Source organism: Streptomyces sp. NPDC038213 (genome assembly GCF_055600495.1).
The window spans coordinates 17,655-30,934 of sequence record NZ_JBVJYM010000017.1 but is presented as its reverse complement, the minus strand read 5'-3'; the positions used below and the strand labels follow the sequence as shown (position 1 = coordinate 30,934).

9 protein-coding genes are annotated in these 13,280 nt (G+C 72.8%); 4 read left to right on the top strand and 5 right to left on the bottom strand.

Annotation, left to right across the window (positions count from 1 at the left end):
• Positions 1-38: 38 nt before the first annotated feature.
• Positions 39-1,145, bottom strand: a complete 1,107-nt coding sequence (locus ACZ7JZ_RS22500) for a magnesium and cobalt transport protein CorA (protein ID WP_470941955.1) — start codon at positions 1,143-1,145, stop codon at positions 39-41.
• A gap of 182 nt (positions 1,146-1,327) precedes the next feature.
• Between ACZ7JZ_RS22500 and ACZ7JZ_RS22495 the strand changes: the two genes are divergently transcribed.
• Together ACZ7JZ_RS22495 and ACZ7JZ_RS22490 are read left to right on the top strand one after the other, a co-directional pair.
• The gene (locus ACZ7JZ_RS22495; RefSeq protein WP_470941953.1) at positions 1,328-2,473 is read left to right on the top strand and encodes a winged helix DNA-binding domain-containing protein; all 1,146 of its coding nucleotides are present in this window, start codon (positions 1,328-1,330) and stop codon (positions 2,471-2,473) included.
• Between the two features lie 152 nt (positions 2,474-2,625).
• Entirely contained in the window at positions 2,626-4,374 is a 1,749-nt protein-coding gene (locus ACZ7JZ_RS22490; RefSeq protein ID WP_470941951.1) for an AMP-binding protein, read from the top strand.
• A 59-nt stretch (positions 4,375-4,433) separates the two neighbouring features.
• Here ACZ7JZ_RS22490 and ACZ7JZ_RS22485 read toward each other — a convergent pair whose 3' ends face one another.
• Together ACZ7JZ_RS22485 and ACZ7JZ_RS22480 are read right to left on the bottom strand one after the other, a co-directional pair.
• Positions 4,434-4,922: a glutathione peroxidase gene (locus ACZ7JZ_RS22485; RefSeq protein ID WP_470941949.1), complete on the bottom strand. Its 489-nt coding sequence runs from the start codon at positions 4,920-4,922 to the stop codon at positions 4,434-4,436.
• The gene (locus ACZ7JZ_RS22480; protein ID WP_470941946.1) at positions 4,919-7,261 is read right to left on the bottom strand and encodes an MMPL family transporter; all 2,343 of its coding nucleotides are present in this window, start codon (positions 7,259-7,261) and stop codon (positions 4,919-4,921) included. Before ACZ7JZ_RS22480 ends, ACZ7JZ_RS22485 begins: the two co-directional genes overlap by 4 nt.
• 180 nt (positions 7,262-7,441) lie before the next feature.
• On the opposite strand from ACZ7JZ_RS22480, the gene ACZ7JZ_RS22475 reads away from it, so the two are divergent.
• Entirely contained in the window at positions 7,442-9,388 is a 1,947-nt protein-coding gene (locus tag ACZ7JZ_RS22475) for a glycoside hydrolase family 15 protein (RefSeq protein ID WP_470941942.1), read from the top strand.
• Between the two features lie 15 nt (positions 9,389-9,403).
• Here ACZ7JZ_RS22475 and ACZ7JZ_RS22470 read toward each other — a convergent pair whose 3' ends face one another.
• Positions 9,404-10,123, bottom strand: a complete 720-nt coding sequence (locus ACZ7JZ_RS22470) for a hypothetical protein (protein ID WP_470941937.1) — start codon at positions 10,121-10,123, stop codon at positions 9,404-9,406.
• Between the two features lie 238 nt (positions 10,124-10,361).
• Between ACZ7JZ_RS22470 and gcl the strand changes: the two genes are divergently transcribed.
• Entirely contained in the window at positions 10,362-12,149 is a 1,788-nt protein-coding gene (gene gcl / locus ACZ7JZ_RS22465) for a glyoxylate carboligase (protein ID WP_470941935.1), read from the top strand.
• Between the two features lie 99 nt (positions 12,150-12,248).
• On the opposite strand, the gene ACZ7JZ_RS22460 is transcribed toward gcl, so the two are convergent.
• On the bottom strand, positions 12,249-13,055 hold the full coding sequence (locus ACZ7JZ_RS22460) for an inositol monophosphatase family protein (RefSeq protein ID WP_470941932.1): 807 nt from the start codon (positions 13,053-13,055) through the stop codon (positions 12,249-12,251).
• Positions 13,056-13,280: the final 225 nt, after the last annotated feature.

The window sequence follows — 13,280 nt, the reverse complement described above, 5'->3', positions numbered from 1 at the left end:
GATACGCAAGTTCAGATATTACGCACTCTGCCGCCCCCCTACAGCCAGTCCCGCTTCTTGAAGACGACGTAGAGACTGACGCAGACCACTGCCATCAGCAGGACGGCGAAGGGGTAGCCCGCCACCCACTTCAGTTCGGGCATCGTCTCGAAGTTCATGCCGTAGATGGTTCCCACCAGGGTGGGGGCGAAGAGGATGGCGGCCCAGGCGGAGATCTTCTTGATCTCCTCGTTCTGTTCGAAGCCGGCTTCGGCCAGGGCGCGCATTTCGGCGTTCTGCTGTTGGGTGACCAGGGTGGCGTTGACCGTGAGGATTTCGGTGAGGGCCTGGCGGAAGCCGTCGACGCGTTCGCTGGTGTGGGTCACGTGGTCGGCCACGTCGCGGAGGTAGCGCTGGAGTTCCTCGTCCGTGCCGTACTTCGCGAAGCCCGCCATCAGGGCGTGGAGCATGCCGACCAGGGGGCGGGTGGCGCGCTGGAACTCGACCATTTCGCGGGAGAGTTCGTAGATCCGGCGGGAGACCTCCGGATCGCCGCGGAAGACCTCGGTCTCGATCTCGTCGATGTCGTTCTGGACCCCTTCGACCACGGGGGCGTAGCCGTCGACCACCGCGTCGAGGATCGCGTACAGGACGGCTTCCGGTCCCAGGGCGAGGAGTTCGGGGTTCTCCTCCATGCGCAGGCGGACCGAGGAGAGGTCCGGGGCGGCCGCGTGGCGGACGGTGATGAGGAAGTCCGGGCCGACGAAGACGTGCAGTTCGCCGAAGTCCACCTCCTCCGGGGCGTCGAGGTAGCGGGCCGCGCGCAGGACCACGAAGAGGGTGTCCCCGTAGCGTTCCAGCTTGGGGCGCTGGTGGGCTTCCAGGGCGTCTTCGACGGCCAGCGGGTGGAGGTTGAACTCGGCTGCGAGGGAGTGGAGTTCGGATTCGGTGGGGCGGTGCAGGCCGATCCACGCCATGCCGTCCTCCTGCTCGCGCAGCCGGCGGAAGGTCTCGGCGAGGGTGGCGGGGGAGGCCACCCGGCGGCCGTCGCGGTAGAGGGCCGCTTCGAGCAGGCTGCGGTGCGGGGACGGGGCCGGTTGCGGGGCGGGCGGGCGGCGCCAGACGTGCTTGCGGGGGGCGGGGCGGCGTCCGCGGTTCTCCGGCATGGGGGCAGCTCCCGGCTGGGGGGGTGGTCAGGGGGAGGATATCGGGTGAAAGGGGGTGGGGGAGGGGAGCGGGAAGGGGGGTGGGGGAGGGGATGCGCGAGGGAAGGCGGGAAGGAGCCGGGCGGTGAACTGCGGCGGGAAGTAGGACAGGTTTCGGCCTAGATCGGGGATAGGTTGGGGGCATGGACAACGCGTCGCATGCCGTGCTCAGCCGTCGGGCCCTCGGGCGTGCCACCCTCGCCCGGCAGATGCTCCTCGGGCGTTCCGGGGCCGGGGCCGCCGAAGCCGTCTCGTTCCTGCTCGGGCTCCAGGCGCAGAACGTGAAGCCGCCGTACTTCCAGCTCTGGTCCCGGCTGCGCGGGTTCGAGACGGCGGAGCTGGCGCGGCTGATGGAGTCGCGGGAGGTGGTGCGGATCGTCACCATGCGCTCCACCATCCACACGCACACCGCCGAGGACGCCCTGCGGCTGCGGCCCCTGGTGCAGGCGGCGCGCGACCGGGAGGTGCAGTACTTCCGCAGGGGGCTCACCGGGGTGGACCTCGACCGCCTGGCCGACCTGGCGAGGGAGCTGGTCGAGGCCGAGCCGCGGACCATGGCCCAGCTGCGCGAGGAGCTCCTCAAGGAGTGGCCGGACGCCGATCCGCAGTCGCTGTCCGTGGCCGCGCGCTGCCGGCTGCCGCTGGTGCAGGTCACCCCCAGGGGGGTGTGGGGGCGTTCCGGCCAGGTGCGGCTGACCACGCTGGAGAGCTGGCTGGCCGGCTCGCCCGCCACGGCCCGGGCGGCCGCCGAGGCCGCGGAGCCCGATCTGGAGGAGACCGTACTGCGCTATCTGGGTGCTTTCGGCCCGGCTTCCGTACGGGACATGCAGACCTGGGCCGGGCTCACCCGCCTGAAGGAGGTCTTCGAGCGGCTGCGGCCCCGGCTGGCCGTCTTCCGGGACGAGGACGGAGTGGAGCTCTTCGACCTGCCGGAGGCCCCGAGGCCCGACGGGGACACGCCCGCGCCCGTCCGCTTCCTGCCCGAGTTCGACAACCTCCTGCTGTCGCACGCCGACCGCACCCGCCTGGTGCCGCCGGACCTCAAGGGCCGTACCTGGCAGGGGAACCAGGCTCACTGCACCTTCCTCGTGGACGGACTCCTCGCGGGGGTCTGGCGGATGGGGGAGGCGGACCCCGGGGGCGGCGGGCGGGCCGAGCTGGTCGTGGAGGCCTTCGGCCGGCTGGGGAGGGCCGAGCGGGCGGAGCTGGTCGAGGAGGGGGAGCGGATGCTGCGCGAGATGGCGGGGGCCGCCGACCCCGTGGTCCGCTTCGGGTCAATCACCGGCTGACGCGCGACTGGTGACGACCCGTCGTACCCGGGCACGATGCTCAGACGCAGCGCGTATGAGCAGGCGGATAGGCCGGCAGGCGGGTAGGCAGGCAGTAGGTACGCAGGCGGGCGGTCGGCCGCGCGCGGGTTCGGGAAGGGCAGGGGCAGGGCATGGCGGATTCGGGTACGGGTACGGGCGCCGGTACGGATCAGCGTTCCGGCACGGGCGGCGGAGCCGGGGGCGCCACCGCCCAGTTCCGGGCGGCGCGGGACTTCCTCCTGGCGCACCGCGAGGACTACGAGACCGCGTACGCCGGTTTCGCCTGGCCCCGCCCCGAGCGGTTCAACTGGGCCCTCGACTGGTTCGACCACCTGGCCGCCGGCGAACTGGGCCCCGCCACCGCCCTGCACATCGCCGAGGAGGACGGCACCGAGGAGCGGACCACCTTCGCCGCCCTCGCCGAACGCAGCAACCGGGTCGCCAACTGGCTCCGCGCGCAGGGGGTCTGCGCAGGCGACCGGATCGTCGTCATGCTCGGCAACCAGCGCGAGCTGTGGGAGGCCGCGCTCGCCGCGATGAAGCTGCGCGCGGTGGTCATCCCGGCCACCCCGCTGCTCGGCCCGCACGACCTGCGCGACCGCGTCGAGCGGGGCCGGGCCCGGCACGTACTCGTCCGCTCCGCGGACGCCGCGAAGTTCGACGAGGTCCCCGGGGACTACACCCGGATCGCCGTCGGCGCCCAAGTACCCCACGGCTGGCTCGACTTCAGCACCGCCTACGAAGCCTCCCCGGAGTACGCGCCCGAAGGCGCCACCGCCGCCACCGACCCGCTGATGCTCTACTTCACCTCCGGGACCACCGCCCGGCCCAAGCTGGTCGAGCACACCCACGCCTCGTACCCCATCGGGCACCTGTCGACCATGTACTGGATCGGGCTGCGCCCCGGGGACGTGCACCTCAACATCTCCTCGCCCGGCTGGGCCAAGCACGCCTACTCGAACCTCTTCGCCCCGTGGAACGCCGGCGCCACCGTCTTCATCCACAACTACACCCGCTTCGACCCCGAGCGGCTCATGGCCGAGATGGACCGGGCCGGGGTCACCAGCTTCTGCGCCCCGCCCACCGTGTGGCGGATGCTGATCCAGTCCGACCTGACCCGCCTCGCCACCCCGCCCCGCGAGGTGGTCGCCGCCGGCGAGCCCCTCAACCCCGAGGTGATCGAGCAGGTCCGGCGTGACTGGGGGGTCACCGTCCGCGACGGGTTCGGGCAGACGGAGACCACCCTCCAGGTGGGCAACTTCCCCGGCCGGACGGTCAAGCCCGGTGCGATGGGGCTGCCCGCCCCCGGGTACGTGATCACGCTGGTCGACCCGGCCGACGGCCGCCCCCACCCGGCGGAGGGCGAGATCTGCGTGGACCTCGGACCCGCCCCCGTCGGCCTGATGACCGGCTACCACGGGGACGCGGAGCGCACGGCGGAGGCCGTGGCCGGCGGTTTCTACCACACCGGGGACATCGGCACCCGGGACGCGGACGGCTGCCTGACCTACGTGGGCCGGGCCGACGACGTGTTCAAGGCCTCCGACTACAAGATCTCCCCCTTCGAGCTGGAGAGCGCCCTGCTGGAGCACGAGGCGGTGGCGGAGGCGGCCGTGGTGCCCGCCCCCGACCCGCTGCGGCTCGCCGTGCCGAAGGCGTACGTGGCCCTGGCCGCCGGGTGGGAGCCGGGCCCGGAGACCGCGCGGGTGCTGTTCGAGCACTCGCGCGCGGTGCTCTCCCCGTACAAGCGGGTGCGCCGCATCGAGTTCGCCGAGCTGCCGAAGACGGTGTCCGGGAAGATCCGCCGCGTGGAGCTGCGCGAGCTGACGGCGCGGGGCGCGGGGGAGGGCCCCGAGTACCACGAGGCCGACCTCAAGTGAGGAGGCCGGGGCCGGGACCGCCCGCGGTCCCGGCCCCGGCCCGCCCCGACGGGACCGGATCAGGCCGGCAGGACCGCCTCGATCGCCGCGACCAGCTCCTCCGCCTCCGGCTCCGTACGCGGGCGGAAGCGGCCCACGACCTCGCCCTGCGGGGAGATCAGGAACTTCTCGAAGTTCCACTGGATGTCGCCGGCCTCGCCCCCGGCGTCCGCGTGCTTGACCAGCTCGGCGTAGAGCGGGTGCCGGTTCTCACCGTTGACCTCGCTCTTCTCCAGCATCGGGAAGGTGACCCCGAAGCCGGCCGCGCAGAAGGTCGCGATGTCCTCGGCGGTGCCGGGCTCCTGCTCGCCGAACTGGTTGCACGGGACGCCGATGACGGTGAAGCCCTTCTCGGCGTACTTGAACTGGAGCCGCGCCAGACCGGAGTACTGCGGGGTCAGACCGCACTGCGAGGCCGTGTTGACCAGCAGGATCGCCTTGCCCTTGAAGGACGCGAGGCTGGTCGGCTCGTCGGACAGGGTGGTCAGCGGGATGTCGTACAGGCTCAAGGCTTCTCCTGGGCAGGACCGGCGGTGCCGGCGGGACCGGCGGGACGTTCGTCCGCTGTCGATGATGCCTGATCCCGTTCGAGCGCGGCCTCGCCCTCCGTGTCCAGGTGCGGCAGCAGCCGGTCCAGCCAGCCGGGGGTCCACCAGGCGGACTTCCCCAGCAGGGTCATCACCGCGGGTACGAGCAGCAGCCGCACCACCGTCGCGTCGATCAGCACGCTCGCCGCGAGCCCCAGCCCGAGCATCTTGACGACGATGTTGTCCGAGACCACGAAGGCCGCGAACACGCTCACCATGATCAGTGCGGCGCAGGTGATCACCCGGGCGGTGATCTCCAGGGCGTGGGCCACGCTGGCCTTCGGATCCCCGGTGCGCAGCCAGGCCTCCCGGACCCGGGAGAGCAGGAAGATCTCGTAGTCCATGCTCAGGCCGAAGACGATGGCGAACATCATCATCGGTACGTAGCTCTCGATGGGCACCTTGCCCGAGACCCCGAGCAGCGGCCCGCCCCAGCCCCACTGGAACACGGCCACGACCACCCCGTACGAGGCGGCGATCGAGAGCACGTTGAGGACCGCCGCCTTCACGGCGACCAGCAGCCCGCGGAAGACCACCAGGATGACGAAGAAGGCCAGCGCCACCACCACCGCGATGATCAGCGGCAGCCTGCTGGAGACGATGTCGAGGAAGTCCACCTGCGCGGCGGTCGTTCCGGTCACGTACGTCTGCGCCTGCGTGCCCTCCACCGCCTGCGGCAGCACCTCGTCGACGAGGTGGTCGGTCAGCTGCGTGGTGCGCTCGTCCTGCGGGGCGGCCACCGAGTACGCCGTGCCGATCAGCACGTCCCCGTCGGAGGTGGCGCGCAGCGGGGTGATCGAGGCGGCGTCCGGGACCCCCGTCAGGGACTGCTGGAGTTTCGCCGCCAGCGCCGAGCGGTCGGCGGCGGGTACGGAGGACTGGTCGACGACGACGGTCAGCGGCCCGTTCGCCCCCGGCCCGAAGGCCTCGGCGATCAGGTCGTACGCCCGCCGGTCCGTGAACGACTTCGGGTCGGCGCCGTCCCCGATGTGCCCCAGTTGGATGAAGAACACCGGGAAGGCCAGGATCACCAGGGCGACCACCCCGGAGACCAGGAACCACCAGGGCCGCTTCTCGACGCGCTGCGCGTACCGGTGCCAGGTGCCCTGGGCCTGCTCGCCGGGCGCCGCACCGGTCTCGGCCACCGGCTTGCGCACGTGCCACTTGTCGATGCGGTTGCCGACCAGGCCCAGCATGGCCGGGACCAGCGTGAGGGCCGCGATGACCGCGGTGATCACGGTGAAGGCCGCGGCCAGGCCCAGTTTGCCGATGAACGTGACCCCGGAGACCCACAGCCCGGACAGGGCGATGATCACCGTACAGCCGGAGACGAGCACCGCCCGGCCGCTGGTGGTCGTGGCCAGGCCCGCGGAGTCGGCGGGATCGTGCCCGTCCATCAGGTTCTGCCGGTGGCGGGTGATCAGGAACAGCGCGTAGTCGATCCCGACACCGAGGCCGATCATGGTGGCGAGGGTGGGGGAGACCGTGCCGAAGGTGAACGCCGCCGCCATCAGCCCCAGCAGCGCCAGCCCGCCGACCGCCCCGACCAGGGCCGTGACCAGGGGCAGGACGGCGCCGACCACGCTGCCGAAGCCGATCAGGAGGACCACGATCGCCACCGCGAACCCGATCGCCTCGCTGGTGCGGTCGTCGGCGTCGGGCCGGGCCAGCTCGCCGAGCGGGCCGCCGTACTCGACGGTGATCCCGGCATCGCGCAGCGGCTGGACGGCCGCGTCCACCCCGGCCAGGTAGTCGTCGCCGAGGGTCGAGGGAGGCACGCTGAACCGCATCGTGATGTACGCGGTCCTGCCGTCCGTGGACAGCGGGCCGGTGTTCGGGGTGCCCGCGGGCTGGGCGGGCGGGGTGGCCCCGGGCGGGGGCAGCGGGTTCTGCGCGCTCAGCACGTCGGGCAGCTTCTGCAGGCTCGCGACCGCGGAGTTGATCGCCGCCGCGTCCTCGGTGAGCGGTTTCGAGGGCTGGTTGAGGACGATCTGCGTGCCGTAGCCGCCCGCGGAGGGCTCGTGGGCCTGGAGGACGTCGAGGCCCACGGCCGACTGCACGCCGGGCAGGGCGAAGTCGTCGGAGAACTCCCCGCCCACGGCCCGGTCGGTGATCTGGAGCCCCGCCACCGCGGCCAGCCAGGCCACGATCACGACGACGAAGTGCCGGGCGCACCAGTGCCCGGTCCGGTACAGCGCGCTCTTCTTGCGCGGGCCGCCGGCCGGCGCGGTCTTCCCGTGGTCCTGGCGTGCAGCGTTCATGTCGCGACCGTCTCCGGGAGGAGGTCCCCCCGAGGGGAGCCCGATGCCCCTGGGATCATTGTTTTCCGTACGCGCCCGGAGGGCATCTCGGACCGCGGTGTCCGCGCCGCCCCGCGGGTGCGGCGGCCCGCCCGCGCCTCCGCCGCGCCCCGATCCGCACCCTCCCCGATAGTGGGAGGCATGGAGCGCTACCCGCTCATCGCCGACCACGGGCTCGTCGGCGACCTGCAGACCGCAGCCCTGGTCTCGAACCGGGGGGTGGTCGACTGGTTCGCGGCCCCCCGCTTCGACTCCCCGGGGATCTTCTCGGCCCTCCTCGACCACGACCGCGGCGGGTACTTCCGGCTCTCCGTGGACGCCCCCGGCGTCACCGTGAAGCAGCTCTACTATCCGGACACCGCCCTGCTCGTGACCCGGTTCATGTCCCCCGACGGCGTGGGCGAGCTCATGGACTGGATGCCCCCCGACGACAGCGGGCGGCCCGCCGCGCAGCACACCCTGATGCGGGTCGTGCGCTGTATGCGCGGCACGGTCACCTTCACCCTGGAGTGCCGGCCGCGCTTCGACTTCGGGCGGGCCCGCCACGAGACCGCGGTCGACGGCCGGACGGCCACCTTCCGCACCCCCGGGGCCACGGCCTTCCTCCAGTCCAGCGCGCCCCTGGAGCGCGACGGGGAGTACGACGTGCGCGCCGCCCTCACCCTCACCGAGGGCGGGTACGCCGGGGCCTCCTTCACCGTGGCCGGACCCGGCGCCGCCGCGCCGCCCCTGCCCGACCTGCCCGCCGTCGAGCAGGCCCTGTGGAACGCCGTCGACTTCTGGCAGAACTGGGTGCGCACCACCCGCTACCGCGGCCGCTGGCCCGACATGGTCCACCGCTCCGCCATCACCCTCAAACTGCTCACCTACCACCCCACCGGCGCCCCCATCGCCGCGGCCACCCTCGGCCTGCCCGAGCTGATCGGCGGCGAGCGGAACTGGGACTACCGCTACACCTGGATCCGGGACGGCTCGCTGTCCGTACGCGCCCTGCTCGACCTCGGCTTCGTGGAGGAGGCGGCCGCCTTCACCGGCTGGCTCACCGACCGGGTCACCGAGCGCTCCGGCGGCCCCGCCACCGGCACCCGGCCCCTCCAGATCATGTACCGCGTCGACGGGGACCCCTGGCTGCCCGAGGAGGTACTCGACCACTTCGAGGGCTACCGCGGCTCCTACCCGGTCCGGGTCGGCAACGCCGCCGTGGACCAGGTCCAGCTGGACATCTACGGGGAGGCCCTCTACGCCCTCGCCCAGGGCCGCGGGCTCGACACCCAGCCCACGTACCGCGGCTGGCAGGCCATCGCCTCGATGCTGGACTGGCTGGCCGAGTCCTGGGACAACCGGGACGAGGGGATCTGGGAGACCCGCGGCGGCCAGCAGCACTTCACGTACAGCCGGGTCATGTCCTGGGTGGCCTTCGACCGGGGGCTGCGGCTCGCCGAGGAGTTCGGGCGGCCCGCGGACCTGGAGACCTGGCGAGGGGCCCGGGACCAGATCTTCGAGCAGGTCATGCGGCGGGGCTGGAGCGAGCGCCGGGCCGCCCTCGTCCAGCACTACGACAGCGAGGTGCTCGACGCCTCGCTGCTGCTGATCCCGCGGATCGGGCTGCTCAACCCCACCGACCCCGCCTGGCTGAGCACCCTCGACGCGATCGACCGCGAACTGGTCAAGGACAGCCTGGTCTACCGGTACGACCCCAGCGCCTCCCCCGACGGGCTGCGCGGCGCCGAGGGCACCTTCAGCCTGTGCACCTTCCTGCACGTGGACGCCCTGGCCCGGGCCGGGCGGGTGCGGCGGGCCCGGTTCTCCTTCGAGAAGATGCTCACGTACGCCAACCACGTGGGCCTCTTCGCCGAGGAGATCGGCCCCAGCGGGGAGCAGCTCGGCAACTTCCCGCAGGCCTTCACCCACCTCTCCCTGATCATGGCGGCGACCACCCTCGACGAGGCGATCGACCGGATGAACGCCCAGCCGGGGCGGCCGAAGCGGCCGGTGCACGACTGGGGCGCGGGGCCGGGCGGGGGTACGGGGTTCCAGGGGGCCGGCGGCGCAGCCGGACCGGGTACGGGCGGGAACAGCGGCGGCTGAGCCCCGGACCGCGGCTCAGGCGCCCGTACCCACCAGCTCGTCGGCCGCGCCGTTCACCGGCTGCGGGGCGCCGGTGAGGTCCATGACGAACAGGGGGAGGCCCAGGTCGTCCGCCCGGGACCGGGCCTCGTCGGTGTAGCCGGCCAGGGCGAAGTACACCCCGGCCGCGGAGGCCGCCAGTCCCGTCAGCCAGACGCACTCCACGGCCCGCAGCCCGGCGGGGGCGGTGGTCGGGTCCACCTGGGCCACCAGCCCGGGGGCCCGCAGGTCCACGGCGGCGCCGGAGCCCGGGGAGCCCGCGGCCCCGGCGGCCGGGCCGGTGCCGTGCACCTCCCGGAAGCCCAGCCACCGCAGGTACAGCGCGGCCGCCGCCACCGCGTCCCCGGCCGTGCGGATCACCACCGGCCGGAAGGCGGGCCGGGGCGCGGGGGCCGTGACGGGCAGGGGTATGTGCGCCGGCCGCAGCGCCCGGCCCGCGGGCAGCACCGGGATCCGCGCCACCGTGCCGCAGCTGCACGCCGCCTCCGGCTGCGGCCACTCGTCCTGCCGCCCGCAGGCCCCGCAGCGCACCGCCACCCAGCTGTCCGCCCAGGTCCGGTGCGTCAGGGCGACGGGCGGGCGGCCCGGGTCCAGCGGCGGGGTGACCGGGCTGCCGCAGGCGCAGGGGAAGGCCGGCGGGGCGTACGGGTTGCGGCGTCCGCAGGCCGGACAGCGCACCGGGAACGTCTCGGCCATGGGTACCCCCTCGTACGCGCCGTGCACCACCGGACCCATGGTCGCGCACGCGCGCGCCGCAGGCCCCGTACTTGCCGGGACCGGCCGCGATTGGTCTGAGCGACGGTCCGGGGCACGGCATTTGGTGTGTTCCGCGGTGCGGACGCGTCTTGACGTACACAGAGTCACCTTCTAGGTTGTTCCGTATAGCAGAACAAAACTTCCGGATTACGGAAACCGCCTGACCGCAGGAGTACCGATGCCCCGTATGACCGCCGCCGCCGCGGCCGTTGAGATCCTCAAGCTCGAAGGAATCGACCAGGCGTTCGGCGTGCCCGGCGCTGCGATCAACCCGTTCTACCGGGAGCTCAAGAACGTCGGCGGCATCAGCCACACGCTCGCCCGCCACGTCGAGGGCGCCTCCCACATGGCCGAGGGCTACACGCGCGCCAAGGCGGGCAACATCGGTGTCTGCATCGGTACCTCCGGCCCCGCCGGCACGGACATGATCACCGGCCTGTACTCCGCCATCGCCGACTCGATCCCGATCCTGTGCATCACCGGCCAGGCCCCGGTCTCGAAGCTCCACAAGGAGGACTTCCAGGCCGTCGACATCGCGACGATCGCCAAGCCCGTCACCAAGGCCGCGACCACCGTCCTGGAGGCCGCGCAGGTCCCCGGCGTCTTCCAGCAGGCCTTCCACCTGATGCGCTCCGGCCGTCCCGGCCCGGTCCTCATCGACCTCCCGATCGACGTCCAGCTGACCGAGATCGAGTTCGACCCCGAGACCTACACCCCGCTGCCGGTCTACAAGCCGCAGGCCAGCCGCGCCCAGGCCGAGAAGGCCCTCGGCTTCCTGCTGGAGGCCGAGCGCCCGCTGATCGTCGCCGGCGGCGGCATCATCAACGCCGACGCCTCCGACCTGCTGGTCGAGTTCGCCGAGCTGACCGGCGTCCCGGTCATCTCCACCCTGATGGGCTGGGGAACCATCCCGGACGACCACGAGCTGGCCGCCGGCATGGTCGGCGTCCAGACCGCGCACCGCTACGGCAACGCGACCTTCCTGGAGTCCGACACCGTCATCGGTATCGGCAACCGCTGGGCCAACCGCCACACCGGCTACAACATGGACGCGTACACCAAGGGCCGCACGTTCGTCCACGTGGACATCGAGCCCACCCAGCTCGGCAAGATCTTCATGCCGGACTACGGCATCGCCTCCGACGCCAAGGCCGCCCTGGAGCTCTTCATCGAGGTCGCCAAGGAGTGGAAGGCGGAGGGCAAGCTGCCCGACTTCAGCGCCTGGGCCGCCTCCGCGCAGGAGCGCAAGGCCACCCTCCAGCGCCGTACGCACTTCGAGAACATCCCCATGAAGCCGCAGCGCGTCTACGAGGAGATGAACAAGGCCTTCGGCCCGGAGACCCGCTACGTCACCACCATCGGCCTCTCCCAGATCGCGGCCGCGCAGTTCCTGCACGTCTACAAGCCGCGCCACTGGATCAACTGCGGCCAGGCCGGCCCGCTCGGCTGGACCATCCCGGCCGCCATCGGCGCCGCCACCGCGGACCGCGACACCCCGATCGTCGCCCTCTCCGGCGACTACGACTTCCAGTTCATGATCGAGGAGCTGGCGGTCGCCGCCCAGCACAAGGTCCCCTACGTCCACGTCCTCGTGAACAACGCGTACCTGGGACTGATCCGCCAGGCGCAGGGCGGCCTCGGCATCAACTTCGAGGTCAACCTCGAGTTCGAGAACATCAACACCCCCGAGCTGGGCGTCTACGGCGTCGACCACGTCAAGGTCGCCGAGGGCCTGGGCGTCAAGGCCATCCGCGTCACCGACCCGGAGAAGCTGGGCGAGGCCTTCGAGGAGGCCAAGAAGCTGGCCCAGGAGTTCCAGGTCCCGGTCGTCGTCGAGGCCATCCTGGAGCGCATCACCAACATCGCGATGAGCAAGACCGTCGACATGAGCGACGTCACCGAGTTCGAAGAGCTCGCGACCGAGCCGGGCCACGCGCCCACCGCCATCAAGGCCCTCCAGGCCTGACGGCCCCCGAAGGCCTCCCCGCCTTCACCGCACGGCACCGGCGGCCCCCGCCCCTCCTACCCGGAGGGACGGGGGCCGCTCGGCGTTCCCGGGCCGCGCCTACGCCCCACCGCGGATCAGGGTGAGCAGGCGGTGGTGGGTGGCCGCGTCCGCGGCGGCCAGCAGCCCGCGGCCCTCCGGGCCGAGCGGGGCCCCGTCGATCCCGGTCACCACGCAGCCGGCCGCCCGGCACAGGGCTATCCCGGCCGCGAAGTGGACGCTGTCCGACAGGTCCCCGCCGTCGGTCACGTACGCGGCGCGCCTGCCCGCGGCCACCCAGGCCAGGGCGAGGGTCGTGGAGACGACCCGGGGGCGGAACTCCGCCGTGAAGCCGGGGCGGGCCAGCAGGTCCACCGCGCGGAACTCCGGGGCGCCGGGGAAGGGCGGGTCGAGGTTCACGTCCACGAGGGTGGTGGCGGCGGTGGGCCGCAGCGGGGAGTCCGCGCCCGCCCGGCGCACCCAGGCGCGCTCGCCGTCGGTGGCGTACACCTCCCCGCCGAAGGGGTCGGCCACGGCCGCGGCCCCGCCGCGCAGGGCCACGTTGACGGCCACGAGCAGGGATCCCGCGGCGTAGTTGAGGGTGCCGCACAGGGGGTCCACCAGCCACTGGCGGGCGGCGGCGGAGCTGCCGTGCCGGCCGCTCTCCTCACCGAGTACGGAGTCCTGCGGCCGGGCCCCGCGCAGGACCGCGAGCACCGCCTCCTCGGCCGCGACGTCGGCGGCGGTCGCGAAGTCCCCGCCGCCCTTGTCGACCCGGGGGTCGCGCCCGGAGTCCTGCCCGTACATCCCGCGCACCACGTCGGCGCCGCTGCGGGCGGCGGCGATGGCGACCTCGGCATCCGTCGCGCCCTCAAGAGAAACGATCATGCGGCGAGCGTACGGGGCGCCGGTCCGCCCCGCGCAGGCCCCCGCATCCGGCCCGGACGCCTGCGGAGACGGCAGAGAGCCGGGTCACGGGACCGTCCGTGACCCGGCTCTCCGGCCTGGGGTGGAGCTGTACTGCGGGACTGCGGTGGAGCGCGGAATCTGACCGCCCGACGGTGCGAGGCTGGCGCGACAGGACGTTCGCACCGCCGGGCGGAGTCACAGGGG